Below are 25,806 nucleotides of genomic sequence, written 5' to 3'. Positions count from 1 at the left end.
CGACGCGGACCGGCGCGTCGCGGGTTTGACTGGCAGGCGTGGACAGCGCAGGGCTGGGGCGGGCCTACGAGGAGCTGCTTGCGGAGGTGGCCGCCGGCGGTTTCGGCCCGGCACCCCAGGGGCGGCTCGACGCCGAGCAGATCATCGCCCATCTCGTCGCGAACGACGAGCTGATGATCGAGGCGAGCGAGGCGGTCCTCGCCGGCTCGCCGTACGCCTACTACGACCTGGAGACGATGCACCGGCCCCAGGTCGATGCGCTGGTCGCCGAGCTTGGTGGCCTCGACGGGCTGGACGCTCGGTTGCGTGCCACCAGTGGCCGGCTGGTGGCCCTGGTCGACCGGCTCGGCCCGGCGGCCGGCACGCCGGTCGACACCCATCTGCGAGAGGGCTACGACCTCGTCGTGGACGGCCCGTTGCCCTGGGGGCGGGTGCTGGACCTGCACGCCCGGGTCCACCTTCCCAAACACCAGGCCCAGCTCAGAATGCTCCGGGTGGCCGAGTAGCCGGTCAGCCGAACTGCCACTGCTGGTCGGGGACGTCAACGCAGGTGATCTGCCGGACCTCGGTGCCGGCATCGGGTCGGCCGCCGTCCGGGTACGCGCACCGGCCGCTGTGTAGCGCCGCGATCAGCACCTGCCCACCGGCGGTGGGTACGAGCTGCCACTGCTGGTTGGCCTCGCCGTGGCAGGGATGCTGCTGAAGCCTCGCCCCGTCGTTGCCGTTGGCGCCCTCCACGTCGAGGCACATGTTCGAGGCCTGGTTGACCAGGCTCACCAGGCCCGGGCCGATGGAGGTGGGCAGCCATCGCTGCCGGGGGTCGTTGCTGTGGCAGTCCAGGAGTTTCGCGCTCGCCCGCGCGCCGTCTCCGTCGACGCCCAGGCATCGGCCCGACGCCACCTGACGAAACACCGTCGGGCCGGTGGGGATGGCCGGCGGGGAGCTGGCTTTCTCGGTGGGTGGGGCGGACGTCGGGGAGCTGGCTGCCACGGTGGGCGGGGCGGGCGGCTCCTGCGCCGACGGGGTTGATGCTTCGGTTGACGGGGTCGCCGCCACCGCCGGGACGGTTGGGGTGCCGGCGCCTCCCGGGCCGCCGAGGACGAAGAATCCCCCGAGTAGGAGGCCGGCCGCACCGATGAGCGCCGCCCCCCACATCAGTGGATCGCGGGGCGGCCGGGGACGGGTGGGGCCGGGCCGGCGGTAGACGGTGCCGGCCGGGTCGGGGCGTTGTGCGGAGGCGGACATGCCCGGCATCCTGACCTACCAACGGGGGGTGTGACCAGCCGCCCCGGTGGTGCTGCTGCGCCGCCAACGGCTCGCGCGACCCAGTTGACATTTCACTACCGGCCACCGTGGACATCCATTGCCTTGGTCCCACCGAGGCGTAAAGTGATCTCATGAATGCCGTGCGTGATCATGATCAGGCGGTGGTTCAGCTCCGGCGCTCGTACGCGGCGGTGCGGCCAGGACAGCCGGTTCGGCTTGCCAAGCGCACATCCAATCTGTTCCGCCCGCGCGCGGCACCGCGCGAGCCGGGCCTCGATGTCAGCGGCCTCGGCGGTGTCCTCCAGGTTGACCCGGCGGCCCGCACCGCCGACGTGCAGGGCATGTGCACGTACGAGGACCTGGTTGACGCGACCCTGCCGCACGGGCTGATGCCGCTGGTGGTGCCGCAGCTGCGCACCATCACCCTCGGCGGGGCGGTGACCGGCCTGGGGATCGAGTCCACATCGTTCCGTAACGGGCTGCCGCACGAGTCGGTGACCGAGCTGGATGTGCTCACCGGGGCGGGGGAGGTCGTCACCGCCCGGCCGGAGGGGGAGCACGCCGACCTGTTCGCCGCCTTCCCCAACTCGTTGGGCAGCCTCGGCTACGCGACCCGGCTGCGGATCGAGCTGCAACCGATCGGCCGGCGGGTCGCGTTGCACAATGTGCGGTTCAACCGGCTGGAGGAGCTCGCCGACGCGATCGGTGAGGTCATCACCACCCGCTCGTGGGCCGGCGCGGCGGTGGACGCGATGGACGGGGTGATGTTCAGCCCGGACGAGGCGTACCTGGTGCTCGCCACCTTCACCGACGATGCTGGACCGGTCAGCGACTACACCGGCCAGGAGATCTACTACCGGTCCCTGCAGCAACGCACCCAGGATGCGCTGACCGGGCACGACTACTTGTGGCGCTGGGACACCGACTGGTTCTGGTGCTCCGCGGCGTTCGGGGCGCAGCACCCGGTGGTGCGCCGGATCTGGCCGGCACGCTGGCGGCGCAGCGATGTCTACCACCGACTGGTTCGGTTGGAGCACCGGCATCAGGTGGCCGCGCGGATCGACCGCTGGCGTGGACAGCCGGAGCGGGAACGGGTGGTGCAGGACGTGGAGATCCCGCTGGCGCGTACCGCCGAGTTCCTACGTTGGTTCGCCAGCGCCGTGCGGATGACCCCGGTCTGGCTCTGCCCGTTGCGGCTGCGGGAACCGACCGGGCCGGGATCGGCCCGATCGTGGCCGCTATATCCGCTGCGGCCGGGGCAGGACTACGTGAACATTGGGTTCTGGGGAAGCGTGCCGATCGCCCGGGGTGCCGCCGACGGCGACATGAACCGGGTGATCGAACGCAGGGTGTCGGAGCTTGGCGGACACAAGTCGCTCTACTCCGACGCATACTACGACCGGGAGGTGTTCGACCAGCTCTACGGCGGCGACACCTGGCGGGCGGTCAAGGACCGCTACGACCCGGCTCACCGGCTAACCGGACTGTACGAGAAGGCGGTAGCACGAGCATGAGTCTGATCGATCGACATCAGCGGGCGGCGAGCGTCCCCACGACATCGTCGCGGGCGGCCCGAGGCCGGGGCTGGACCCTGGCCGACGTCATTCGGGCGCTGACCACCGAGCCCCTGCCGGTTCGGGTCACCGGATACGACGGCAGTTCGGTCGGCCCGGCCGACGCCGGCATCACCCTCGCCATCCGCTCCCCGCGCGGCCTGTCCTACCTGCTGACTGCCCCGGGCGACCTGGGCATGGCCCGGGCGTATGTCAGCGGTGACCTCGGCCTGTCCGGGGTGCATCCGGGCGATCCGTACGAGGCGCTGCGGGTCCTCAAGGACGAGTTACGGCTGCGAGTCCCACCGGTGCCCGAGGCCCTGGCCCTGGCCCGTGGACTGGGCTGGGAGCGACTGCTGCCGCCGCCGCCTCCACCTCAGGAGGCGGTGCCCCGGTGGAAGCGGGTGCTGGGCGGGCTGCGCCACTCCCGGATCCGCGACAGCAGCGCCATCTCGCACCACTACGACGTGTCGAACGCCTTCTACGAGAAGGTGCTCGGGGAGTCGATGACGTACACCTGCGCGCTGTTCCGCTCGCCGCAGGATTCGTTGGAGACGGCGCAGGCGGCCAAGTATGACCTGGTGGCGCAGAAGCTCGCGGTCAAGTCCGGGATGCGGCTGCTGGATGTGGGCTGCGGGTGGGGCGGCATGGTCCGGCACGCCGCCCGGGAGTACGGCGTCCAGGCGCTCGGGGTGACCCTCTCCAGAGCGCAGGCTGAGTGGGCGCAGGCCGCGATCGAGCGGGAGGGGCTGACCGCGTTGGCCGAGGTGCGGTACCTCGACTACCGGGACACGCCGCCGGAGCAGTTCGATGTGGTGTCCTCGATCGGATTGACCGAACATATCGGGGTGCGCAACTATCCGGCGTACTTCGGCTCGTTGCGGGACCGGCTGCGGCCCGAGGGCCGGCTGCTCAACCACTGCATCACCCGCGCCGACAACCGCGCGCCGCACCGCTCCGGCGCGTTCATCGACCGATACGTCTTTCCGGACGGCGAGTTGGCCGGGCCGGGCCGGATCCTCTCCGAGATCCACGATGTGGGCTTGGAGGTGCAGCACGAGGAGAACCTGCGCCGCCACTACGCGTTGACGCTCGCGGCCTGGTGCCGCAACCTCGTGGCGAACTGGGACTTCTGCGTCGGCGAGGTGGGCGCGGGAACTGCCCGGGTCTGGGGTCTGTACATGGCCGGGTCCCGGATGTCTTTCGAGCGCAACGCCATCCAGCTCCACCAGGTGTTGGCGACGCGGACCAGCGCCGCGGGGGTGACGAGCTACCCGCTGCGGCCGGACTGGCTGCCCTGACGTCAGTGCTGCCGGCGGTCGCAAGGTGACCGCCGGCAGCGGCTCCCCGTACCCGGTCCTCCGGGCCGGTGGCCGCTTGAAGCAGCGGCCACTAGCCTGGAGCGGCTTGAACGGAACGGGGGAGCTGTGTGGAACCGACGCGTGGTCGTGTTGTTCGCCGTCCTGGTGTCGACCTTCGCGTTGCCGCTCTCGCTGACCGGGGCCTCGGTGGCGTTGCCGGAGATCGGGCGTGATCTCGACGCGGAACTGGCCGGGGTGCAGTGGGTGGTCAACGGCTACAACGCCACCTTCGCCAGCTTCATGCTCGCCACGGGCGCCCTGGCCGACCTGTTCGGTCGGCGGCGGGTCTACGCCATCGGGCTTGCGATCTCCGCCGGAGCGGGGTTGCTCGCTGTCGTCGCCGGCGACATCTTTCTGCTGAATCTGCTGCGCGCACTCGCGGGTGTGGGTGCGGCTGCCGCCGCGACCAGCGCGGGGGCGTTGCTGGCCAACACCTTTCAGGGGCGGGCTCGGTTACGCGCGTTCAGTGCCTACGGTATGGCCATCGGCGCTGGCCTGGCTTTCGGCCCGACGACCGCCGGGCTGCTGATCGACTCTCTGGGGTGGCGGGCGGTGTTCGCCGTGCCCGCGTTGGTGGCGGTGGCGGTGCTGCTGCTGGTTCCGTGGCTGCCGGAGTCGCGTCAGCCGCACGCGGGCCGGATCGACTGGGGCGGCACCCTCTCCTTCACCGCCGCACTACTGCTGTTGATCTTCGGCTTCGTGCAGGGGCCGGCGTACGGCTGGGGCGACCCGCGGATTGTGGCCGCCTTTGCGGCGACAGTGGCTCTGCTCGTGGTCTTCGTCCGGGTGGAGCGATCCCACTCCGAGCCGATGTTCGACCTGACCCTCCTGGCCACCCCGCGCTTCGTCGGTATCTGTCTGGCGGCGGCCACCGTCGTCTCGGTCCTGGTGCCGCTGCTGGTGTATGTGCCGTCGTACCTCACCACGGTGGTTGGGTTGACGCCCAGCGCCGCTGGCCTGACTCTGGTTCTGCTGACCGCACCGACGGTGGCGTTGCCGCTGCTCGCCGGGGTGCTGACCCGGTGGGTGCCGGCGTCGGCGGTGATCGTCGTCGCCGTTCTGACGGTCGCCGCGGGGGCGGCGTGGGCGACGGTGATCGCCCCGACCAGCGGCCCGGCTGACCTGGCCGGCCCGCTGCTCGCTATCGGTATCGGTGTCGGATTGTCCATCGGGCTGCTCGACGCCCTCGCCATCGCTAGCGTCCCGCCGCATCGGGCCGGCACTGGTGCCGGGATGATCAATACGGCTCGGCTGGCCAGCGAGACCGTCGCCATCGCGGTCGTCGGGGCGGTGCTGGCGAGCACCACCGCGGGCCGGCTCGCCGATCCCGGCTTCACCAGCGGGCTGCGGTCCGTGCTCTGGGCGATGGCCGGTGCGGCGGCGTTCGCCGCGCTGACTGTCGCGGTGCTGGTTCGCCGCGATTCACGCCAACGCGATCAGCCGGGCTTGAGCGAGGGGGCGGGGCGCGGGCTCGGACGGTCGTAGGCTGGCTGGTGAGGTTCCGCCAGCCTAGGACCGTCGAAGACCGGCGGGCGGGATTTCGCCAGTGGATCACGAGGGTGGGAGGTCCGGCAGATGCTCATCGTCGCCGGAAGCATGTACGTCGACCCGGAGGATCGAGAAAGTTACCTCGCCGGATGCCTCGAGGTCGTGACGGCTGCGCGGGGCGCGTCCGGCTGTCTCGACTTCACGATCAGCGGGGACCTGGTCGAGCCCGGCCGAATCAACGTCTACGAGCGTTGGGAGACCGAGGAACAGCTGCTGACCTTCCGCGGTGCCGGCCCGACTGAGGAACAGCAGATAGCGATTCGGGACGCGAGAATCTTTCGATACGAGATTTCCGCCGTCGAGACACCCTGACGCGGCAGGTCCGCCTATCGTCTGAATCACTCCGTCGATCGGACATATTGTTCGCAGTAGGCCGTCCCTCGTGGGATTACACCGGAGTTATTCCTGGTGACACCCCGAATGGTGGCCTACGCGGCGGAGGGGTCGGCGTGGCGAAGACTGACTCGACGGGTTCGACGTGGCGGTACCAGTGGGCGTACCGGCAGAACGAACGGCGGCAGCGGGTGTTCCGCGCGGCCGACGGGGCGTGGCGGCAGCGGGACGAGGAGCTGCGGCGCCTGCGGACCCTGGCCGAGGAGTTCGGTGGCTCGGCCGACGCGGGCGCCGGTCTCCCGATCGAACTCGACCCTGGAGAGACGGTCTGTTGGGTGCTGCCCGCCGCCCAGCTGGTCGAGGTCCGGCGTGCAGCGGTGCTCCCCGCACCCGAGCTCACGGTTGCGCTGCGATCCAGTCCGCTACGCAAGCGGCGCCCGGACGGCATCCGGATCACCGACACCGGCATCGCCGTGATCACCAACCGTCGGCTGGTCCTGCTCGGTGGACGCGGTCGGCGCGACTGGGCGTACGGCAAGATGACCGGCCTGGCCCACGACTCCCGCGCGCCGGTGACGCTGATCCAGGTGCTCGACCGGCGGCGCGCCTCCGGCCTGCTGCTGCCGTCGGAGGCAGCGGCCGACTTCCGGTTCAAGCTGAGTGTGGCCTTCGCGGACGCGATCGAGCAGCGGGAGGCGGTGCTCGCCCAACTCGACGAGGCCCTCGCCGAGCACGCTCAGCGCAAGCCGCTGCGCCCCGCCGTTCTCACGCCCGCGCAGGCTCGACTGACCGGGCTCGTCCGCGGTAGCGCGCGGACGGTGGCGGTCGCCGTCGGGGTCGCCCTACTGGTCCCGGCGGCGTTGATCGTCTCTGCCCCGTCCGCCCCGTCCGATTCGATCCGGACGGAGGTGGCGGCGGCGACGGCCGGCAACGCGACGGAACCACCAGCCGCAACCACCTCTGCTGCCGTAGCCACCTCGGCTACCGCTACCACCCCGGCTACCGCAGCCACCTCGGCCACGGCTGTCGGCGCGGCTGCCGCCATGACTGGCTCCCCGGCACCGACGCCGATCGCGGCAGCAGACCTGTGCGGCGCTCCGACCAACCCACTGGGGTACGGCTTCTGCGCTGGTGACCCGATCCGGAAGCCGGCCGCCGAGGTGTGTGACTGGTTCGACTGCGTGCCCGGATTCTGGGCCGGCCGTGGATATCTGGTGCAGTGTGGAAACAGCGCGGTCAGTCTCGCCGGCGGCAGTCCGCGCGCCTGTGGCCAGCATGGCGGCGTCTGGCGCACCGTACGTGCGCTGAGCCCGCAGCCCGGGTGAACCCCGTTGGGGGGCCTGTTCCGCTTCCTGCCGAGATCGTACTCGTCAGTAGGGATGGCCGTATCCAACTGGGATGTGAAACGTTGTTCTGTATGTGACGGCGACCTCACCCCGCCTCGTGCGTGGTCCTCGACCGCCCTGGCGTTCCCGGTGGGCCAACCGGGAGAACGACCGGCGACAGCGTGTTCACGTGGCCGAGGCTGATGCCTGGCGCTGCCGTGCCGAGGAGCTGACCCGGCTACGGGTCGAGGTCGGCCTGCTTGGGTCGGGCCCGCCGCGGAGCGTGCCGGTGCGACTGGTTCCCGGTGAGGTGGTCCACCGCGTGTTCCCGGCCGTGGAGTTGGTCGAGGCCGTTACCGGGAACATCGGCCGACTACCCGTGCCCGGGCTGGCGATGGACCTGGCCGGCACCGACCAGCCGCCGCGTCCACTGCCGCCGGGGATCCGGGCGGTGGAGGTCGGCAGCGGCGTGGTGACCGACCGGCGCGTGATCTTTCTCGGCCGGCATCGACAACGGGACTGGTGGTTCGAGGAGTTGGTCGCGCCGGCCCACCATCGCCGTTCGCCGCTGACCCTGCTGCCCACCGTCGACGGGTCCTCGGTGGCCGGGCTGCTGGTGCCGCGTCCGGTGACCCTGACCTTCCGGTTTCACGTCACGCTCGCCTTCACCGATGGCCTCGGCAACCGAGATGCGGTCGCCGCCTGCCTGGATGAGCTGGTCGCCGCCCACGAGCGCAGCCGGCCGATGGCGCCCCCGGTCGCCCTGCCGGAGCAGGCCCCGATGCGGGCTCGACTGAATGACCGCCGGTGCGTCGGCGCCGTCGCGGCGGTCGCTGCCTCGGTGGTGGCTGCTTTCGTTGTCACCGCCGGGGTGACGCTGCCGCCGGCCGCGCCGCTGGCGGGGCTCGACCGGTCCGAACCCAGCGACGCGTCCGGCCCCGCCAGCCCCGTACCAAGCAACCGCCCGGCGCCCCCCGCGTCGCCGCAGTCCGATCCGCCCACCGTGGTGCCGCCGTCCGCCGTGGCGGTGCCGCCCGCTGTGGTGCCGCCGTCCGCCGAAGCGTCGCCCGCGCCGACCTCCGTTGATCCGTCGGTGTCGCATCGTGCTGATTTGTCGCACCGCGCTGATCTGTCGCACCGCGCCGATTCGTCGCACCGCGCCGAGTGGCCGCACCGCGCCGATTCGTCGCATCGGGCCGGGGAGGGGCGGGACGGCAGATGCGGGTGGCATTGCGGCCCGAAACGCTGGCACGACCGGTCGTCGTCGGTCGGTCCGGACGGTCGTTCCAGCTGGTGGGAGTCCGATCGCGACCGCGCCGCCGGGTGGGACGCGACGCCAGACCGGGGCGACGGACGCCCGGACCGTGCGACGAAGCTGTCGTAGCGAGCTTCCGGCTACTCCGTCACCGGGTGCGTGGCCTGCTCGGCCTTACCGGCTGACGGGGTGGCTACGCCTGACCCGGCGGCTGGTAGGTGACCGGCGTCTGTGCTGCTTCATCGATCTCCTCTGGCGTAATCAGCGGGATGACCTCGGCTCTCACTCCCCCCGTCGCCTGGGCCGCGATGCCGAGAGCGGCGGTGGTCATGTTGTCCGGCACCTCGCAGGAGACGAAGAGGTCGTGTTTGCCGATCGCGAAGTACAACGACTCCACCCGCCCGCCAGCGTTCTCGATCAGCGCCCGGACCACCTCTGCCCGGACCGTTCCACCCTGCTCACCCAGTCCCGCCACGCCCTGGGCGGTATAGGTCGCTTGGAAGAGATATTTCGCCACGCCCGTACCACCTTCCAGGGCACCCGCGGCCCGGCCCCTTGGTACCCGCTTGCCACCTGGATACGCCTCGACCGCCTGGCTGTTTCGCAGACCGGGTGGCCGTGGAGCTCACGGGCCGTGTCTGCAGTTCCGGACAACGTCGGTGCGGGTCGCCCGGGTGGGTCACCGCTGCGCGGATGGCTGCGCCACGCCGTACTGGAGTAGGACGGTGTCGAAGGTGTCGAAGGTGCGTACGCCCAGGCGTCGGAGTGAGACCGGGCGTTCGAACAGCGGGGTGCCACCGCCGAGGGCGGCTGGGCCGAGGAGCACGTGGAATTCGTCGATCAGGCCATGCGGGAGGAGCCCGTTCCAGGCGGCCCGACTGCCCCAGGTGACGATTTCCCGGCCGTCCTCTTCCTTGAGCTTGGCGATCTCGGTGGGGGCGTCGGCGCGGCTGATGATGCGGGTGTTGTCGGCCCAGGGGTGGTCGGCCGGCGGTGGGGCGGCGTGGTCGGAGACGACCACCTTCTCGACCACGTTGTAGATCTTTGAGAATTCGCGGTCGGCCTCGAAGGCGGAGCTGTCGTCGGCGACGCCGGGCCAGTGGTTGGAGAAGATCGCGTAGGAGTTCGCGCCGAGCAGTACGGTGTCGGCTGCTTGGATCCGTTCGAGGTTGTAGGTGCCGAAACAGTCTTCCATCGGCACGGTCACGCCGCCGCCGGGGCCGTCGTAGAAGCCGTCCATCGACACGGCACTGACCACGATGAGTTTTCGCATTTCGCTCCCTTTGGTGCTCGTTCTGCGGCTGCCGGGAAGGGCGTAGCTAGGCCTGCGCCCTCCGCTCGGTCGTCCTGATTTCGTGGGTGGGACGGAGCGGGGCGGGGATTTCGACATCGCCGCCCTGGGCGGCCAGGCGTGACGAGGAACACCTACCGACGGGCTTCGGGGAGCGTCAAATTCGACGGCGGGCTGTCGGTGGAGAGGGCTAGTCTTCCTGCGTTTTGCTCGTTCCTGGCCACCCGCTGCCCGTGGCGGGCGCCGCGGCGTGCCTGCAGCGACCTCCCTAGACCGAACCGACATCAGGAGAATCCGTGACACAACAATCGGTCGCGTCCCCCCAGCCGGGCGCGCCATCGGACAAGCTTGACGCCGCGGTGCTCAAGGTGGCGGGCGTGGTCGTGCTCGGCGCGATCATGGCGATCCTCGACGTGACGGTGGTCAGCGTCGCGCTACCGACCTTCCAGAGTGAGTTTGACGCGTCCTACGCCCGGGTCGCGTGGACGATGACCGGCTACACCCTCGCCCTGGCCACGGTGATTCCGCTGAGCGGGTGGGCGGCCAACCGGTTCGGCACCAAACGCCTCTACATGATCGCCCTGGCCCTGTTCACCATTGGGTCCGGTCTCTGCGCCACCGCCGACACGATCAGCGAGCTGATCGCGTACCGGGTGCTGCAGGGCCTCGGCGGCGGCATGCTGATGCCGATCGGCATGACGATCATGACCCGGGCGGCGGGGCCGCACCGAATCGGCCGGTTGATGGCCGTCCTGGGTATCCCGATGCTGCTCGGTCCGATCGGTGGGCCGATCCTCGGCGGCTGGCTGATCGACGTGGCCAGCTGGCACTGGATCTTCCTGATCAACGTGCCGATCGGGCTACTCGCCCTGGTCTATGCGCAGTTGGCCCTCCCGAAGGACGCTCCGGAGTCGTCCGAGTCGTTCGACTTCCTCGGCATGCTGATGCTCTCCCCGGGGCTGGCGCTCTTCCTCTATGGCGTCTCCACGCTGCCCGAGGTGGGCACCTTCGCCGACCCCGAGGTGTGGGTGCCGATGTTGATCGGCGCCGTGCTGGTGGTCTCCTTCGTCTTCTACTCGTTCAAGCCCCGGCACCCGCTCCTCGACCTGCGGCTGTTCCGGAACCGTCGGCTGGCTGTGGCGTCGGTGACGATGTTCGTGTTCATTATCGCGTTCATGGGCGCCGGTCTGCTCTTCCCGAGCTACTTCCTGCAGGTACGCGGGGAGTCGACCCTGCACGCCGGCCTCCTCATCGCGCCGCAGGGCATCGGTGCGATGGTGACGATGCCGATCGCTGGGACGCTGGCCGACCGGGTGCCGGTGGGGCGCACGGTGCCGTTCGCGTTGGTGCTGCTCGCCGCCGGGTTCTTCACCTTCACGCAGGTTGGCCCCGAGACCTCGTACCTGTTGATCTGCGGCTCGTTGTTCGTCATGGGCCTGGGCATGGGCGGCACGATGATGCCGATCATGACCTCCGCGCTGCGGACGCTGACCGGTCCGGAGGTGGCTCGCGGCTCCACCCTGGTGAACATCATCCAGCAGATCGGTGGTTCGGTCGGCGCGGCGGTGATGTCGGTGATCCTCACCAACGAGTTGAACGGATCCCGGCCGATCCCCGGCCTGACCGGTCCGAACGGTGAGCCGGTCACCGAGGCGGGCCTGGCGATCGCCGCCCAGCAGCAGCCGGAACTGGCCCAGCAGGTCCCCGATCCGACGCTCATCGAGCGCGGACTCGCCTTCGCCGCCGACTCCTTCGCCACCACGTTCTGGGTGGCCTTCGCGCTGGTGCTGCTCACCTTCATCCCGGCCGCGTTCCTGCCCCGGCGGCGGGAACGGTCGCGGTCGCACGACGACCAGCCGGGCAGCCAGCCGGGCGAACCGAGCACGCCGGCGGTTGTCCACTGATCTCCGGTGTCGGGGTCGCCGCGGCGACCCCGACACCTCGGCATCGCTCGGGTCCACCAGGGCCTGATCACCAGAACCGGCCGCGCCACCCGGCCCTTCGCGCCACACCAGGCGGTGATAGCTCGGCCAGCCGCCGGGCAGCCGGTAACGTCGGCGCCGCCGACGAGGGGAGGTGCCAGGTGGCGCGCGGTGGCGTCTTCTGTGTCGAGGGCCAGTGGCACCGTGACCTCAACGAGCGCGGTTCCGTCCTACCCACCCTGGAACTGCTGGAGCGACTGAGCCGGATCCGGTTCATCCACAAGGACGCGGCGACCCGGGATGAACTGTTCTACTTCGTTGACCGTTGGCTGCTCAAGCAGTACGCCGACTACCGGGTCGGCTTCTTCGCCACCCATGGGGAGCCCAGCCGGCTGCGCCTGACCGACTGGGAGTCGGTGGCCCTCACCGACGTGGCCGAGCTGATGGCTGGTCGCTGTGAGGGGCGGCGCCTCTACTTCGGCAGCTGCTCGGTGCTGCGCGCCAACGACGCCGTACTGCGAGCCTTCCTGGACTCCACCGGTGCGGCCCTGATCTGCGGCTTCACCCGGGAGGTCGACTGGGTGGAGTCCGCGGCCTTTGAGACCGTCCTGCTCGATGTGCTCGCTAACGGGCAGCGGCACAACGCGGCCGAACTGCGCATGGGCTCGGCGCATTGGGCACCGCTCGCCTCGTACCTCGGCTTCCGGGTGATCTACGCCAATGGCCGTGCCTGGCGTCCATCGGTCCGTCCCCGGGTGCCCGTCCAGCCTGCCCGCCCGCCGCGCCGGCCGAACACCAGGCCGGCGTTACCGGGTCAGTAGGCGGCGGTGAAGCGGGTGTTCTCGTGCCGTGGGTTCTCGATCTCGTCAACGATCGCGACGGCCATGTCCTGGTAGCTGAGGACAGACCGACCCTCGTGATCGGTTACCGGGTGGTCCCCGCCGGTGCGGTAGTGCCCGGTCCGGGCGCCGGGGTGAAACTCCAGCGGCGGTGGTGACACATACGTCCAGCGCACCCCGTCGGCCGCGGACCGGTAGTACGCCAGGGCGTCGGCCTGGCCCAGCGCCGCGTCCCGGTACTCCTGGGGAAAGTCGGGCTCGTCCAGGAACCGGCCGCCCTGCGGGGTGCAGAGTGTGGCCCCGCCACCCAGGTGGAGGATCCGGGGCGGGTTCGGTGTCTCGCGTAGCGCACTGATCAGCGTCCGCGCCGCGTCGAGCCAGAGGCTGCGTTCCCCGCCACCGATCGCCACCACCAGCGCGTCCGCCTCCGGGGCTAACTCCCGTACGCTCCGCTCGCTGGTCGCGTCCCCGGTCACCACCTGCACCCCTGCCGGTAGGTATGAGATGGCCTCCGGCCGACGTACCGCAGCGGTTACCCGGTGCCCGCGGTGGAACGCCTCCTGGGTGATCTGGGAGCCCGCGGTTCCGCCCGCCCCGAAGACGACGATGTTGCCCACGCCCTCAGGCTAGGGATGCTGCCCGGCCACCGCCCGGGGAACGCCGATCCCGACGTCGCCGCTGCTCCGGCTTGACCGGTCGTTGTTGTCGGTGTCGGTCAGTAGCCTGGCGTGATGTCGGATCAGTACGAAGGGCTAACCCTCCGCGACGAGGACTGGTATGGCGAGGAGATTGCCGACCGGCACTACATCGGCTGCCATTTCGAGCGGGTCGACCTCACCGAGGCGACCACCCGAGGGGCGCTCTTCACCGGGTGCACCTTCGGCAACGTCAGCTTCAACGCCTCCCGACACGTCAACACGGCCTTCACGCGCTGCGCCTTTCGCCGCTGCAACTTCTTTGCCGCCGAGTTCACCGGCTGCAAACTGGTCGGCAGCACCTTCGACCAGTGTGACCTGCGGCCGTTGACGATCGTCGGTGGCGACTGGTCATTTGTCGCGCTTCCGGGCGCGGACCTGCGGGGTGCGCGCATCGTGGACGTCCGGATGCGCGAGGCCGACCTGATCCGAGTGGATTTGCGCGGTGCGACGGTCACCGGAGTCGACCTGTCCGGGGCGCAGTTGCAGCACGCGAAGCTGTCCCGCGCCGACCTGCGTGGCAGCGACCTCACCGACCTTGATCCGATCGAGGTCGAGCGCGCCGGGGCAATCGTCAGCGCCGAGCAGGCGGTGGTGCTGGCCCAGGCGCTCGGCTTTCAGATCGGCTGACCCGGGCCGCTCCCGGCGCCCGCACCACGCCGTGCTGCGCTGGCGGGGTGAACCGGTGGAGCCGTCGCACCGGGTAGCGTCAGAGCGGCGATCGATCACAGGTGATGGGAGTTGTTGATGGCCGAGCAGGTGCAGGACAGTGCTACGGACTGGGTGGCCGACCACATCGCGCGGTACGAACGAACCGACGGCGCGGACGGGCACGAGTGGCGGCCCGGGGTGTTCACGCTGCTGTTGACCACCCGGGGGCGACGGAGCGGTTCGCTGCGGCGTACCGCGCTCATCTACGGCCGCGACGGCGACACGTACCTGCTGGTCGCCTCTCAGGGGGGCGCGCCGAAGAATCCTTCCTGGTACCTCAACCTGCGCGACAATCCGCAGGTCGAGGTGCAGGTCGGTGCGGAGCGGTTCACCGCCCGGGCGCGGGTGGCGAGCCCGGCGGAGAAGCCGCGAATGTGGGCCACGATGGCGGCGATCTGGCCGGATTACGACGGCTACCAGGCCCGGACCGACCGGGAGATCCCGGTGGTGGTCCTCGAGCGGAGCTGATCGACCGCCCGGCGGTAGCACGGTGGACCCGACCGGTGGGCTGGAGCACTGGTTTTCACCCGATCAGGTACGGGCTGGTGGCCCGGGATGACGCAGGCCCCGCCAAGGGGCACCGTTGGCGTGCGGGACCCATCGCGGTCCCGAGCCACGGCGGCGATCGCCGCCGGTTCCCCGGCCCCATCTGCGGCCGGTGGCGAATCCCAGGACCACGAGGAGCTCCGCCATGCTGACCATGACCGACAACGCCGTGTTGGTGATCCGAGACCTCGCCAATCAGCAGGACGTCGCGAATGACGGCGGGGTCCGGATCGCCGCCGATCCAGAGGAGGGCTCGCTCACGGTGCAACTGGTCGAGGGCCCCGTCGCCGGTGACCAGGTGGTGGACAACCAGGGCGCCCGGATCTTCCTCGACTCGGACGCGGCCCAGCTGCTCGGAGACGCCGCGGTGGACGTGACCGTCGACGAGGAGGGCATCGTGCAGTTCGGCTTCACCGAGCAGCCGTAACCCGGGCTCCCCTCGGCGCGGCGGGGCGCCGGACCGGAGCCGGCACAGCCCGGTGCCGGGCCCTACACCCGAGCGCCCCACCGCTGCGCAGGCGGCGGTGGGGCAACGAGCGCACGGTGCTGTCCGACCCAGGTCGGTACGTTGCCGCGCTCTGGCCGTCTCCCACCAGCGCAGCCGTACGGCGGTACACCAGCGGGGACTTGGCGAGACCGGAGCGATGCGGCCGGGCTGAGAGGCCGAAGGCCGGTCGGCAGACTCTTCCCGCCCAGCGTGGGCGCAAACGGCGAGCCCGCGGCGAATTGCGGGGCAGCATCGAAGCGGCCTGGCCCCTCGAATGGCGGCGCAGCGCCGAACCGGTCTGACCGTGCGGGTTCGGGGTATCCGCGGTGGGTGGACCAGCCGACGATCTCCGACTACGGGTTCCTCTCCGACTGTCGCTCCGGCGCGCTGGTCGGCCGGAACGGCTCCATCGACTGGTGGTGCCCGGATCGGTTCGACTCTCCTGCGGTCTTCGGGCGGCTCCTCGATCCCGAGGCGGGCCACTGGCGGCTGGCTCCGGTCGGCGCGGACCGTCCCGGGTGGCGGGTAGAACGCGCGTACCGGCCGGAGACCCTGGTGCTACGTACCGTCCACCACACGCCGCAGGGGAGCGTCGCGGTCACCGACGCGCTCGCCGCCGAACGCGGGGCGCGGGGACACCAGCTTGGCCTGAACTCGCCCGCGGTGTTGCTGCGGTGCGTCGAGGGGCTCTCCGGGCGGGTACGGCTGGCGTCGGACTTCGTGCCTCGTCCGGACCACGGACTGCTCACCCCGTACCTGCATGACCAGCCGGGTGGGACGGTGCTGGCCGTGGCCGGTGCGACGGTGGTGGAGCTCTGCTCGGATTCGCTCACCCTGTGCGCTGGGACGGACCGGGTGCAGACCGAGTTTGAGGTCGCTGCCGGAGAGACGGTCAGCTTCGCCGCCGGCTACCGGCCGGCGTACGGTGCGTCGTCGTCGGTGCGGCTGGACCCGTCGGCCATGCTGGCCGAGACGGTGCAGGCGTGGGAGGCCTTCCGGGAGACCCACCGGTATCAGGGGTGCTACCCGGAGCTGGTGCGGCACAGCGCGGTGGTGCTCACCGGGCTCACCTATGCCCGCAGTGGCGCGGTCGCCGCGGCGCTCACCACCTCCCTGCCGGAGGAGCTCGGCGGCGACCGGAACTACGACTACCGGTACGCCTGGCTGCGTGACTTCTCGATGACGCTGCGCGCCCTCTGGGTGGCGGCCTGCCCGGCGGAGGCGTCCCGGTTGTTCACCTGGGCGGCCCATTCGATCGGCCGGGTCGGTGCCGAGCCGGTGCCGGTGCTGTTCGGGCTGGCGGGGGAGCGGGATATCTCCGAGCACGTCGCGGAGCACCTGCGCGGGTACGCGGACAGCCGCCCGGTGCGGTTCGGCAACGACGCGTGGCGGCAGCGGCAGCTCGACGTACCCGGTGAGGTGGTGGCGGCGGTGTGGCGCCTGCACCACCTGCTCGGCGACCCCCTCGACTATGAGGTGCGCGAGATGGTGTGCGGGCTGACCGAGCAGGTCGCCGAGACCTGGCGGTTGCCGGACCGGGGCATGTGGGAGACCCGGGACGTGGACCGGCACTACCTGTCGTCGAAGGTGCTCTGCTGGGTGGCGTTGGACCGGGCGGTGGCGCTGGCGCCCCGGCTCGGTGAGCGGGCGGCCCCCCGCCGTTGGGCGGCGATCCGCGACGAGATCCGGGACACCGTGCTGCGTTCGGGGTGGAGTGCGCGGGCCGGCGCGTACACCGGGGCGTTTGGCTCCGATGAGCTGGACGCCTCCGTGTTGTTCCTGCCGGTGGTGGGCTTCCTGCCGGCTACCGATCCGCGGATGCGGGCCACGATCGACGTGGTGGAGCGGGTCCTGGGCGCCGGGGGTGGGTTGATCCGGCGGTGGGAGACCGACCCGGCTGGCTTCCTGCTCTGCACCTTCCTTCTGGTCGAGTGCCTGGTGCTGGCCGGGGAGCGGGAGCGTGCCGCGGCGTTGTTCGAGCGGGCGGCCGGGTACGCCAACGATGTCGGGTTGCTCAGTGAGCAGATCGACCCGCATACCGGCGCACAGCTCGGCAACACCCCGCAGGCTCTGTCACACATTGGTTTGATCAACGCCGCCTGGCGGCTGACCGACCCGACTACCGACTAGGGGTGGGTCGGGTGAGTTGCCGGGGCGCCCGGCGACAGCCGGAGTCTGGTGCGGGTCAATTGCTCCAAGTAATGTCTTGCCTCCAACGCGTGCCCCCGACCCCTCCCGGAGGCGTACACCACCATGGGTGGCTTCCCCCTGCGTATCCTCGTCGTCGGTGCGGGTCTCGCCGGTCTTGCCGTGGCCCGGGCGCTGCAGCTGGCGGGCTTCCGACCGGACCTCATCGACAAGCTCACCCCCGGTGACCTGGTGGACAGCGGCCTCTACCTGCCGGGCAACGCTGACCGGGCGCTGCGCCGGCTCGATCTGGACGGCCCGGTCCGTCCGCTCGGCCAGGTGATCCGCCGACAGTATTTCCGCGACGCCACCAGCGCGCCGCTCTGTGAGGTCGACCTCGACGCGCTCTGGTCCGGAGTCGGCCAGTGCCGGGCGTTGCTCTGGAGCGAACTGCACCGCGTTTTGCTCACCGGCGCCGGGGGAGCCGTGCGGTACGGAGTTGGGCTCGACGCCGTTGACCTCTTTCCGACGACCGTTGGCATCACCTTTGCCGACGGTGACGCCGCCGAGTACGACCTGGTGGTCGGCGCCGATGGTCCGCGATCCGAGGTCCGCGCCCTCGCCGCGCTGGGCGGCCCGCCCCGCCCCACCGGTCAGGTGGTCTACCGCGCCGTGGTGCGCGACGGCCCACCGGTAGCCGAGTGGACCGCGTTGCTCGGCCACCGGGCCGGCTTCCTGCTCGTTCCGGTGGGCCCCGGTCGGCTGTACTGCTACGCCGACGAGACCGGCGCCGTCGCGCCGGCCGACCCGCTGGCCCGGCTCGGTGAGTTGTTCGGCGACTACGGTGGACCGATCCCCGAGGTGCTGGACTGCCTGGAACAGGTGCACTCCACCCTGACCGAGGAGGTCGAGCTGGGCCGTTGGCACCGGGGTCGGGTGCTGTTGGTCGGGGACGCCGCGCACGCCACCGCACCGACGCTCTCGCAGGGTGCCGCGATGGCGCTCGAGGACGCCGTTGTGCTCGCCGAGTCGCTGCGGAAGTCGGCCGGTGACATCGAGGCTGCCCTGACGGCGTACGAGAGTCGGCGGCGCCCGCGGACCCGCTGGGTGCGGGACCGGACCCGGGACCGCAACCGGACCCGGGACGTCTCACCGGAGTTGCGGGACCCGTTGCTGCGCGGGCGGGGTGGGCGCATCTTCGGCGAGCACTACCGGCTGCTCCTGGGGCCACTGTGAGTCCACTCGGGTGCTCTCCCCGAAGCGGGTAACGGACATGCAACCCGGGTCCGGGCAGAGTACCCGGCCACCCCACGCAGCCGGGCCGCCTGTCGGGGACTATCCTCCTTGCGGATGACGGCCGCTTTCCGCACAGCGTGCCGAGCGGGACAACCCAGAACCGGAGGCCACTCGTGACCACCGTCGCACCCAAGCCGGTCGAGACCCGGCCCTGGCCGGTCCGAGAGCCGGTTCAGGGGTCGGCCCTCTCGCGGCTGCTGCGCACCACGGACGCGAAGCAAATCGGGATCATGTACATGGTCACCGCGTTCGCGTTCTTCATGATCGGTGGGCTGATGGCCCTGATCATGCGGGCCGAGCTGGCGCGGCCCGGGCTGCAGTTCCTGTCGCCCGAGCAGTTCAACCAGCTGTTCACGATGCATGGCACGATCATGCTGCTGTTCTTCGCGACGCCGATCGTCTTCGCCTTCGGCAACTACCTCGTGCCGATCCAGATCGGCGCCCCGGATGTCTCCTTCCCGCGGCTGAACAGCTTCGCCTACTGGCTCTTCCTCTTCGGCGGCACCCTGACCACCGCCGGCTTCATCACGCCGGGTGGCGCTGCTGACTTCGGCTGGTTCGCCTACACCCCGCTGAGCAGCGTGGAGCACTCGCCGGGCGTGGGCGCCAACATGTGGGTCGTCGGTCTGGCGATCTCCGGTCTGGGCACGATCCTCGGCTCGGTCAACATGATCACCACGATCCTGACCCTCCGTGCGCCCGGCATGACCATGTTCCGGATGCCGATCTTCACCTGGAACATGCTGGTCACCAGCCTGCTGGCGCTGCTGATCTTCCCGCTGCTGGCCGCCGCGCTCTTCGCGCTCGCCGCCGACCGCATCCTCGGCGCCCATGTGTACGACCCGGCGACCGGTGGGCCGCTGCTCTGGCAGCACCTCTTCTGGTTCTTCGGGCACCCCGAGGTGTACATCATCGCGCTGCCGTTCTTCGGCATCGTCTCCGAGATCATTCCGGTCTTCTCCCGCAAGCCGATCTTCGGCTACAAGGGCCTGGTCGCCGCGACCGTCGCCATCGCCGCCCTGTCGATGAGCGTCTGGGCGCACCACATGTTCGCCACCGGCCAGGTGCTGCTGCCCTTCTTCAGCTTCCTGAGCTTCCTCATCGCCGTCCCCACCGGGATGAAGTTCTTCAACTGGATCGGCACCATGTGGCGGGGGCAGATCAGCTTCGAGTCACCGATGCTCTTCTCGGTCGGCTTCCTGGTCACCTTCCTCTTCGGTGGTCTCACCGGGGTGCTGCTGGCCAGCCCGCCGCTGGACTTCCACGTCTCCGACTCGTACTTCGTGGTGGCCCACTTCCACTACGTGCTCTTCGGCACGATCGTCTTCGCCGTCTTCGCCGGCATCTACTTCTGGTTCCCGAAGATGTTCGGCCGGATGCTCGACGAGCGGCTGGCCCGGGTGCACTTCTGGCTGACCATGGTCGGCTTCCACACCACCTTCCTGGTGCAGCACTGGCTCGGTAACGAGGGCATGCCCCGGCGGTACGCCGACTACCAGGTCATTGACGGCTTCACGACGCTGAACATGATCTCCACCATCGGTGCGTTCATCACCGGTATCTCGACGTTGCCGTTCATCTACAACTGCTGGAAGTCGTACAAGTCGGGTCCGGTGGTCGAGGTCGAGGACCCGTGGGGGCACGGCAACTCGTTGGAGTGGGCGACCAGCTCGCCGCCGCCGCTGCGGAACTTCGACCGGATGCCGCGGATCCGTTCCGAGCGGCCCGCGTTCGACTACAAGTTCCCCGAGCTGGCCGCCGGTCAGTCGCTGGTTGGCCCGCCGGAGGGTGGGGCCAAGCCGCTGACCAGCGAAGCCGACGGTGGTGCCAGCTACCAGGAGGACGTGGCGAGCGACCGCGACCGCCACTGACGCTGCACCTACACGCGCCAACGACGGGCGCCGCTCCAGGAACATCTGGAGCGGCGCCCGTCGTTGGTTTCGGACCAGACCGCCCCACCACCAGTGGCTGCCGGATCACCACACCGGTCGCGGTCTCATCAGTAGCCGGTGATGAACCCCGCCCCCGGTAGCCCCACCAGTGCGGCCACCGGCGCCGCCGGCGTCCCCTCCTACCGGTGCGGTAGCCGGCGTCCCCTCCTACCGGTGCGGTAACCGGCGCCCCCGGCGTCCCCTCCCTGCCGGCTTTGTGCCGCCGGGATGATCACCGGTGGCTCAAGCAGCGTGGGTCAGCTCGGGCGTAGGAGCGGGGGTCGATGCTTCGGCTTCCCGGCGGTGGCGCAGCTGCACCGGGAGCACCGCCAGCGCCACCAGGGCGCCGACCGCGCCGGTTACGGCGAAGCCCCAGGCTGGCGCCGACGCGTCGATGACGGCTCCGGCCAGCGGGGCGCCGACCGCGACGCCGACGGTGATGGCGGAGCCGTGCAGCCCCATCACCTCACCGCGGGCGTCCGCGGGTGCCAGGCGACTCGCCGCGTCCGAGGTGGAGGCGATGGTGGGGGCGCAGAGCAGGCCGGCGGGGATCAGCACCAGGCTGAGCAGCCACCAGTTCGCTCCGGCCAGCCCGACCGGGATCGTGGCGATGCCCAGCGCCGCCAGCAGCACCAGCGGAGACGGGGACCGGGTGATCGCGCCGTAGGCGAAGCCGCCGATCAGCGAGGCGAGCGCCCAGATGCCCAGCACGACGCCGGTGAAGCCCACATCGCCGTTGTCGCGCAGGACCGCGATCACGGCCACGTCGGTGCCGCCCAGCACCACGGTGGCGGCGGCGCTGACCGCCAGCACAGCGACCATCCGGGCGGTGAGCCACTCCCGCCGCGGCACCTTACGTCGTGGGCCGGCGGCCTCGCTGGCGCCCCGGACCGGCGGGTTGAGCAGGAAGAGCCCGATGCCGGCGGCGACGATGGTGGCGCCCACCAGGTACAGCGTGGTTCGGGCGGAGATGGTGGTGACGGCGAGGGTGGCCAGGACCGGCCCGATCATGAAGGCCAACTCCACCGACACCGAATCCAGCGCGTACGCGGGCCGGCGTTTCTCCGCCGGCACGATGGCCGCGATGGACTGGCGGACCACCGCGAAGATCGGCAGCGCCAGCGAGCCGGCGAGGAAGGCGGCGGGCAGCAGCAGCGCGTACGGCAGCAGCGGCGCGGTGGACCAGAACACCGCTTCGGCGACGGCGGTCAACACCAGCACCGGCCGCAGGCCGCGCCGGTCGATCAGGCGGCCCAGCAGTGGGCCGCCGAAGGCAGCGCCGACGGTGATCGCGGCGCCGACCAGTCCGGCGGCGGCGTATCCCCGGTCGAGGTCCTGGACGACGTAGAACGTCAGGGTCAGACCGATCGTGGTGAGCGGGATCCGGGCTAGCACCGCCACGATCAGTAGGGCCCGGAGACCGGGCAGGGCGAGCGCCGCCCGGTAAGGCTTCAGGTTCACGTCGGTCCGTACCTCCGGGGGACATCCTTGCCCGCGTGGCCGGTGTTCACCAACGTGTTACTGGCTCATGCGGTCCTGATCACAGGCGTTCCCTGGGTGCTGATCCCGGCGTCGGCGAACGCCCGTAGCGCCTCGTCGGCCGTTTCGGGCCCGATGGCGGCGGTCAGGTCCAGTCGAACGGTGGTCTGGAACCCCTCCTCGGCGGCGTCCAGGGCGGTGGCCCGGACACAGAAGTCGGTGGCGAGCCCGACGATCTCCACCTGGTCAACCCCGTGCCGCCGGAGCCAGTCGGCCAGGCACTCGCCTTGGTCCGTGTGCCCCTCGAAACCGGAGTACGCAGCGGCGTGCTCGCCCTTGTGGAAGATCACCTCGATGTGATCGGTGGCCAGGTCGGGGTGGAACTCCGAGCCGGGCGTCCCCACTACGCAGTGCGGGGGCCACGAGTCGACGAAGTCCGGCGGATCGCCGAAGTGTGCCCCGGGATCGATGTGGTAATCCTTCGTCGCCACCACGTGGTCCCAACGGTTCGGCTCGGCGGCGAGGAGCTGGCTGACCCCGGCCGCGACGCTGGCGCCGCCGCCGACGGCGAGCGAGCCGCCCTCGCAGAAGTCGTTCTGCACGTCCACAATGATCAAAGCGTTGCCCATGTGCTGCCCCTTCAGTCGGCCGGTACGACCGTGACCGGGATGGCCGGGTCGCCGGCGGAGAGCTTCAATCCTTCCCAGGGGATCGAGATCAGGCACTGTCGCAGGTGCTCCCGCGATTCGTCCAGCGTCGGCTGCGCCGTCACCGCACCCCCCGCGAGGTAGGTGCGTTGCAGCAGCCGGTCGTTGGGCTGCCGCTCCGGCACGCCCTGCGGCACGATCACCTCTTCGGTGGCGGTGCCGGTCGGCTTGTGCCGGCGGACCGCCACCTTGCGGCCCCCGATGGTGGCCTTCTGTTCGGAGCGTTTGACCACCGGGCGCCCCTCGACTTCGACGAGCTTGTACACCAGGCTGGCGGTCGGTGCGCCGGAGCCGGTGACGACGGCGGTGCCCGCGCCGTACATGTCCACTGGTTCGGCGGCGAGCGCGGCGATGGCGTACTCGTCGAGGTCCCCGGAGACAATGATCTTCGTTTCGGTGGCGCCGAGGGAGTCGAGCAGGTCACGGGACTGCTGCGCCATGACCGCCAGGTCGCCGGAGTCGATCCGGATCGCCCGCAGGTCCGGCCCGGCCACCGCGATGGCGTTCCGGATGCCCTGGCTGATGTCGTACGTGTCGACCAGCAGGGTGGTGTCCTTGCCCAGCGTGGCTACCTGGGAGGCGAATGCCGTCCGCTCATCCTCGTGCAGCAGGGTGAACGCGTGCGCGGCGGTGCCGGCGGTGGGGATGCCGTAGCGCTCGCCGGCGGCCAGGTTGGAGGTGAACCGGAAGCCGGCCAGGTAGGCCGCGCGGGCCGTCGCTACCGCCGCCTCCTCGTGGGTGCGGCGGGAGCCCATCTCGATCAGGGCGCGTCCGCGGGCGGCGGTGACCATCCGGGTGGCTGCCGCCGCGGTGGCGCAGTCGTGGTTGAGCACCGACAGCACCAGCGTCTCCAGTACGACGCACTCGGCGAACGTGCCCGAGACGGTGAGGATCGGCGATCCGGGGAAGAAGAGCTCCCCCTCGGCGTAGCCGTCGATGTCGCCGGTGAAGCGGTAGGTGGTGAGCCACTGCGCGGTGGCGTCGTCGACCACCCCGGTTCGCCGGAGGAAGTCCACCTCGTCCGCGTCGAAGCGGAAGTTTCGGATCAGCTCCACCAGTCGGCCGGTACCTGCCACGACACCGTAGCGGCGACCGGTCGGTAGCCGCCGGCTGAACACCTCGAACACGCAGCGGCGGTCGGCGGTGCCGTCTCGCAGCGCGGCGCGGACCATGGTCAGCTCGTAGTGGTCGGTCAGCAACGCGGGGCCCAGGGTGCTCACCCGGATCAGCCTAGAGTTCCCACGCGATCCACGCCCTCCTGGCCCAGGAACATTCGTGGTGCCGGCCGTCACCTTGTCACGGGCTGTTGCGCCCGTGACCGCGTCGGTCGGTGACCGGTCGAGGTTCCGGTTCCTCGATTCGGCGGATCCGGTGGCACGATGGGGGCATGGCGGCTCCACAGGTTGCACCACTCGAGACGTCGGACACCGACCAGGTGCCGGCGCCCGACCGGCCGTGGGTGACGATCGTATGGGACGACCCGGTCAACCTGATGGCGTACGTGACCTGGGTCTTTCAGAAGTTGTTCGGCTACAGCCGGGGGCGGGCCGAACAGCTCATGCTGGACGTTCACCACAAGGGCAAGGCGGTCGTCTCCAGCGGTACCCGGGAACGGATGGAGCACGACGCGTCGCAACTGCACGCGTACGGGCTGTGGGCGACGGTGGATCGGGCGTGAGCATGTTCCAGCGCTGTAGTGGCCACTACGTGGCCACCTTCGCGGTAGACGAGGTGCGGGTCCTGCGGAAGGTCGCCACTGAGGTGGTCGGCCTGCTCACCGACGCGTTCGACCACGCCGACCCGGTGGTCGTGCGGCTCTTCCCAGAGGTCTACCCGGACGACGCGGCGGACGCCGCCGAGTTTCGCCAGTACACCGAGGGCGACCTGAAGACGGCGAAGATCGACCAGGCCGGCGCGATTCTTGCGGCGCTGCCCGACGACACCGGTGGTGAGGTCCGGCTCGACAACGAGGCGGCCGAGGCGTGGCTGCGGGCGCTCAACGACGCCCGGCTGGCGATGGGCGTCCGGCTGGAGATCCGGGACAGCACCGATCTCGGCGCGGAGCTCGACGACGCGGTCGCCACGGACCCCGGGTCCAGCCGGATGTTCCAACTATCGGTCTACGCGTACCTGGGCTATTTGCAGGAGTCCCTGCTCAGCGCATTGATCGACTGATCCGTGACCGCTACCACCTCGCCGGCCAGCACCGGCAGACGCTACGCTGGTCGGCGTGCTGAGCATCGACCGGACGATCGTGGACGCGATCGTTGCCCATGCCCGTCGGGACCACCCCGACGAGGCGTGCGGCGTGGTCGCCGGCCCCGCCGGTAGCGACATCGCCACTCGGCACATCCCGATGGAGAACGCCGCCCGTTCCATGACGTTCTACGAGTTCGACTCGATGGAGCAGTTGCGGGTGTGGCGGGAGATGGACGACCGGGACGAGGCGCCCGTGGTCATCTACCACTCGCACACCGCGACCGAGGCGTACCCATCGCGCACCGACGTCTCCTTCGCCGGTGAGCCCGACGCGCACTACCTGCTCGTTTCCACCCGTGAGCCCGACTCCGAAGAGATTCGCTCCTTCCGGATCGTGGATGGCGTGGTGACTGAGGAGCCGGTCCGCATCCTGGACGCCGGGGTGGACCCACACGCCGTGCAGTCCTACATGTTCGGGCAGAGCCCGGCGACGGTCGACTACGAGTGTTCTGGCCGCTGATTTCAGCGCGGTAAGGCCCCACCACGTCCCGTCACCTTTCGGCATTCCCGACCAAGGAGCATTGCATCATGGCCATCGAAGTTCGCATCCCCACCATTCTGCGCAGCCACACCGGCGGTGCGAAGATCGTCGAGGGCGCCGGCGGCACGCTGGGTGACCTCTTCGCCGACCTGGACAGCCGGCACGACGGCCTGAAGGGCCGCCTGGTTACCGACACCGGCGCGCTGCACCGGTTCGTGAACGTCTACATCAACGACGAGGATGTTCGCTTCCTTGGCGCGCTGGAGGCCAAGCTCAACGACGGTGACAGCGTGACCATCCTGCCGGCCGTCGCGGGCGGGGCCCTCGGCTCCGCCGCGGTGGCCGCTCCCCGCGGCCTGCGCGTCGGGTCGCTACCCACCCGCTGAGGGCGCGG

The 25,806-nt window shown here is 70.4% G+C and carries 26 protein-coding genes; 19 read left to right on the top strand and 7 right to left on the bottom strand.

All coding sequences use genetic code 11. The features are described 5' to 3' along the window. Nucleotides 1-38: 38 nt before the first annotated feature. Complete coding sequence (locus B116_RS0101405) at nucleotides 39-506, top strand: hypothetical protein (protein ID WP_027658989.1); 468 nt, start codon at nucleotides 39-41, stop codon at nucleotides 504-506. Nucleotides 507-510: 4 nt separating this feature from the next. Here the strand turns inward: B116_RS0101405 and B116_RS0101400 are convergent, their stop codons facing one another. Continuing rightward, nucleotides 511-1,245 (bottom strand): RICIN domain-containing protein, encoded by a 735-nt coding sequence (locus B116_RS0101400; protein ID WP_027658988.1) that lies wholly within the window; start codon nucleotides 1,243-1,245, stop codon nucleotides 511-513. A gap of 152 nt (nucleotides 1,246-1,397) precedes the next feature. Between B116_RS0101400 and B116_RS0101395 the strand changes: the two genes are divergently transcribed. From B116_RS0101395 to B116_RS0101370, 6 genes are all read left to right on the top strand, one after another. Further along, nucleotides 1,398-2,780, top strand: a complete 1,383-nt coding sequence (locus B116_RS0101395; protein ID WP_027658987.1) for an FAD-binding oxidoreductase — start codon at nucleotides 1,398-1,400, stop codon at nucleotides 2,778-2,780. Continuing rightward, complete coding sequence (locus B116_RS0101390; protein WP_027658986.1) at nucleotides 2,777-4,120, top strand: class I SAM-dependent methyltransferase; 1,344 nt, start codon at nucleotides 2,777-2,779, stop codon at nucleotides 4,118-4,120. The genes B116_RS0101395 and B116_RS0101390 overlap by 4 nt, the downstream gene beginning before the upstream one ends. 126 nt (nucleotides 4,121-4,246) lie before the next feature. Next, complete coding sequence (locus B116_RS0101385) at nucleotides 4,247-5,665, top strand: MFS transporter (RefSeq protein WP_027658985.1); 1,419 nt, start codon at nucleotides 4,247-4,249, stop codon at nucleotides 5,663-5,665. A 90-nt stretch (nucleotides 5,666-5,755) separates the two neighbouring features. Continuing rightward, nucleotides 5,756-6,040: a putative quinol monooxygenase gene (locus B116_RS0101380; RefSeq protein WP_018723189.1), complete on the top strand. Its 285-nt coding sequence runs from the start codon at nucleotides 5,756-5,758 to the stop codon at nucleotides 6,038-6,040. 137 nt (nucleotides 6,041-6,177) lie between these two features. Next, a complete protein-coding gene (locus B116_RS0101375) occupies nucleotides 6,178-7,386 on the top strand; it encodes a hypothetical protein (protein WP_027658984.1) in 1,209 nt (402 codons plus the stop codon). Between the two features lie 94 nt (nucleotides 7,387-7,480). After that, the gene (locus B116_RS0101370) at nucleotides 7,481-8,770 is read left to right on the top strand and encodes a hypothetical protein (protein ID WP_188115977.1); all 1,290 of its coding nucleotides are present in this window, start codon (nucleotides 7,481-7,483) and stop codon (nucleotides 8,768-8,770) included. A 64-nt stretch (nucleotides 8,771-8,834) separates the two neighbouring features. On the opposite strand, the gene B116_RS0101365 is transcribed toward B116_RS0101370, so the two are convergent. Continuing rightward, nucleotides 8,835-9,158, bottom strand: coding sequence for a GYD domain-containing protein (locus B116_RS0101365; protein ID WP_018723187.1), 324 nt, complete (start codon nucleotides 9,156-9,158; stop codon nucleotides 8,835-8,837). 162 nt (nucleotides 9,159-9,320) lie between these two features. Continuing rightward, a complete protein-coding gene (locus B116_RS0101360; RefSeq protein ID WP_027658982.1) occupies nucleotides 9,321-9,914 on the bottom strand; it encodes a dihydrofolate reductase family protein in 594 nt (197 codons plus the stop codon). A 314-nt stretch (nucleotides 9,915-10,228) separates the two neighbouring features. Between B116_RS0101360 and B116_RS0101355 the strand changes: the two genes are divergently transcribed. Together B116_RS0101355 and B116_RS0101350 are read left to right on the top strand one after the other, a co-directional pair. Next, nucleotides 10,229-11,836 carry a DHA2 family efflux MFS transporter permease subunit gene (locus B116_RS0101355; RefSeq protein ID WP_027658981.1) on the top strand — a complete coding sequence of 536 codons (1,608 nt, stop codon included), beginning with the start codon at nucleotides 10,229-10,231 and terminating at the stop codon, nucleotides 11,834-11,836. A 179-nt stretch (nucleotides 11,837-12,015) separates the two neighbouring features. Beyond that, the gene (locus B116_RS0101350; RefSeq protein ID WP_027658980.1) at nucleotides 12,016-12,675 is read left to right on the top strand and encodes a DUF6642 family protein; all 660 of its coding nucleotides are present in this window, start codon (nucleotides 12,016-12,018) and stop codon (nucleotides 12,673-12,675) included. Here the strand turns inward: B116_RS0101350 and B116_RS0101345 are convergent. Beyond that, entirely contained in the window at nucleotides 12,669-13,310 is a 642-nt protein-coding gene (locus tag B116_RS0101345; protein ID WP_027658979.1) for an NAD(P)-dependent oxidoreductase, read from the bottom strand. The genes B116_RS0101350 and B116_RS0101345 overlap by 7 nt on opposite strands. 114 nt (nucleotides 13,311-13,424) lie before the next feature. On the opposite strand from B116_RS0101345, the gene B116_RS0101340 reads away from it, so the two are divergent. The 6 genes from B116_RS0101340 (at nucleotide 13,425) to ctaD (ending at nucleotide 20,426) form a co-directional block, all read left to right on the top strand. Next, on the top strand, nucleotides 13,425-14,018 hold the full coding sequence (locus B116_RS0101340; RefSeq protein ID WP_018723182.1) for a pentapeptide repeat-containing protein: 594 nt from the start codon (nucleotides 13,425-13,427) through the stop codon (nucleotides 14,016-14,018). A gap of 117 nt (nucleotides 14,019-14,135) precedes the next feature. Continuing rightward, nucleotides 14,136-14,567, top strand: a complete 432-nt coding sequence (locus B116_RS0101335) for a nitroreductase family deazaflavin-dependent oxidoreductase (RefSeq protein ID WP_018723181.1) — start codon at nucleotides 14,136-14,138, stop codon at nucleotides 14,565-14,567. Between the two features lie 223 nt (nucleotides 14,568-14,790). Next, on the top strand, nucleotides 14,791-15,072 hold the full coding sequence (locus B116_RS0101330; RefSeq protein WP_018723180.1) for an adhesin: 282 nt from the start codon (nucleotides 14,791-14,793) through the stop codon (nucleotides 15,070-15,072). 390 nt (nucleotides 15,073-15,462) lie between these two features. Then, nucleotides 15,463-17,262 carry a glycoside hydrolase family 15 protein gene (locus B116_RS0101325; RefSeq protein ID WP_027658978.1) on the top strand — a complete coding sequence of 600 codons (1,800 nt, stop codon included), beginning with the start codon at nucleotides 15,463-15,465 and terminating at the stop codon, nucleotides 17,260-17,262. Nucleotides 17,263-17,385: 123 nt separating this feature from the next. After that, on the top strand, nucleotides 17,386-18,495 hold the full coding sequence (locus tag B116_RS0101320) for an FAD-dependent monooxygenase (protein WP_027658977.1): 1,110 nt from the start codon (nucleotides 17,386-17,388) through the stop codon (nucleotides 18,493-18,495). A gap of 173 nt (nucleotides 18,496-18,668) precedes the next feature. Continuing rightward, a complete protein-coding gene (gene ctaD, locus B116_RS0101315) occupies nucleotides 18,669-20,426 on the top strand; it encodes an aa3-type cytochrome oxidase subunit I (RefSeq protein WP_018723177.1) in 1,758 nt (585 codons plus the stop codon). A gap of 303 nt (nucleotides 20,427-20,729) precedes the next feature. On the opposite strand, the gene B116_RS0101310 is transcribed toward ctaD, so the two are convergent. The 3 genes from B116_RS0101310 to B116_RS0101300 form a co-directional block, all read right to left on the bottom strand. Continuing rightward, nucleotides 20,730-21,947 (bottom strand): MFS transporter, encoded by a 1,218-nt coding sequence (locus B116_RS0101310; RefSeq protein WP_027658976.1) that lies wholly within the window; start codon nucleotides 21,945-21,947, stop codon nucleotides 20,730-20,732. A gap of 65 nt (nucleotides 21,948-22,012) precedes the next feature. After that, complete coding sequence (locus B116_RS0101305; RefSeq protein WP_027658975.1) at nucleotides 22,013-22,594, bottom strand: nicotinamidase; 582 nt, start codon at nucleotides 22,592-22,594, stop codon at nucleotides 22,013-22,015. An 11-nt stretch (nucleotides 22,595-22,605) separates the two neighbouring features. Beyond that, complete coding sequence (locus B116_RS0101300; protein WP_018723174.1) at nucleotides 22,606-23,892, bottom strand: nicotinate phosphoribosyltransferase; 1,287 nt, start codon at nucleotides 23,890-23,892, stop codon at nucleotides 22,606-22,608. Nucleotides 23,893-24,059: 167 nt separating this feature from the next. On the opposite strand from B116_RS0101300, the gene clpS reads away from it, so the two are divergent. From clpS to B116_RS0101280, 4 genes are all read left to right on the top strand, one after another. After that, nucleotides 24,060-24,350, top strand: a complete 291-nt coding sequence (gene clpS / locus B116_RS0101295) for an ATP-dependent Clp protease adapter ClpS (RefSeq protein WP_018723173.1) — start codon at nucleotides 24,060-24,062, stop codon at nucleotides 24,348-24,350. A 2-nt stretch (nucleotides 24,351-24,352) separates the two neighbouring features. After that, nucleotides 24,353-24,847: a DUF2017 domain-containing protein gene (locus B116_RS0101290; protein ID WP_188115981.1), complete on the top strand. Its 495-nt coding sequence runs from the start codon at nucleotides 24,353-24,355 to the stop codon at nucleotides 24,845-24,847. Between the two features lie 55 nt (nucleotides 24,848-24,902). Further along, nucleotides 24,903-25,391, top strand: coding sequence for a Mov34/MPN/PAD-1 family protein (locus B116_RS0101285; RefSeq protein ID WP_018723171.1), 489 nt, complete (start codon nucleotides 24,903-24,905; stop codon nucleotides 25,389-25,391). A 68-nt stretch (nucleotides 25,392-25,459) separates the two neighbouring features. Beyond that, nucleotides 25,460-25,798 carry a MoaD/ThiS family protein gene (locus tag B116_RS0101280; RefSeq protein WP_018723170.1) on the top strand — a complete coding sequence of 113 codons (339 nt, stop codon included), beginning with the start codon at nucleotides 25,460-25,462 and terminating at the stop codon, nucleotides 25,796-25,798. Nucleotides 25,799-25,806: the final 8 nt, after the last annotated feature.

It is taken from the genome of Salinispora fenicalii, assembly GCF_000514815.1.
In the GTDB taxonomy this organism is placed as follows: domain Bacteria; phylum Actinomycetota; class Actinomycetes; order Mycobacteriales; family Micromonosporaceae; genus Micromonospora; species Micromonospora fenicalii.
This window is presented reverse-complemented; position numbering and strand designations above follow the sequence as displayed.

Coding starts and splice junctions, on each gene's coding strand:
- B116_RS0101360 (WP_027658982.1), bottom strand. CDS start 9,914: ATGCGAAAACTCATCGTGGTCAGTGCCGTGTCGATGGACGGCTTCTAC.
- B116_RS0101320 (WP_027658977.1), top strand. CDS start 17,386: ATGGGTGGCTTCCCCCTGCGTATCCTCGTCGTCGGTGCGGGTCTCGCC.
- B116_RS0101330 (WP_018723180.1), top strand. CDS start 14,791: ATGCTGACCATGACCGACAACGCCGTGTTGGTGATCCGAGACCTCGCC.
- B116_RS0101380 (WP_018723189.1), top strand. CDS start 5,756: ATGCTCATCGTCGCCGGAAGCATGTACGTCGACCCGGAGGATCGAGAA.
- B116_RS0101335 (WP_018723181.1), top strand. CDS start 14,136: ATGGCCGAGCAGGTGCAGGACAGTGCTACGGACTGGGTGGCCGACCAC.
- B116_RS0101280 (WP_018723170.1), top strand. CDS start 25,460: ATGGCCATCGAAGTTCGCATCCCCACCATTCTGCGCAGCCACACCGGC.
- B116_RS0101305 (WP_027658975.1), bottom strand. CDS start 22,594: ATGGGCAACGCTTTGATCATTGTGGACGTGCAGAACGACTTCTGCGAG.
- B116_RS0101390 (WP_027658986.1), top strand. CDS start 2,777: ATGAGTCTGATCGATCGACATCAGCGGGCGGCGAGCGTCCCCACGACA.
- B116_RS0101395 (WP_027658987.1), top strand. CDS start 1,398: ATGAATGCCGTGCGTGATCATGATCAGGCGGTGGTTCAGCTCCGGCGC.
- B116_RS0101400 (WP_027658988.1), bottom strand. CDS start 1,245: ATGTCCGCCTCCGCACAACGCCCCGACCCGGCCGGCACCGTCTACCGC.
- B116_RS0101340 (WP_018723182.1), top strand. CDS start 13,425: ATGTCGGATCAGTACGAAGGGCTAACCCTCCGCGACGAGGACTGGTAT.
- clpS (WP_018723173.1), top strand. CDS start 24,060: ATGGCGGCTCCACAGGTTGCACCACTCGAGACGTCGGACACCGACCAG.
- B116_RS0101290 (WP_188115981.1), top strand. CDS start 24,353: ATGTTCCAGCGCTGTAGTGGCCACTACGTGGCCACCTTCGCGGTAGAC.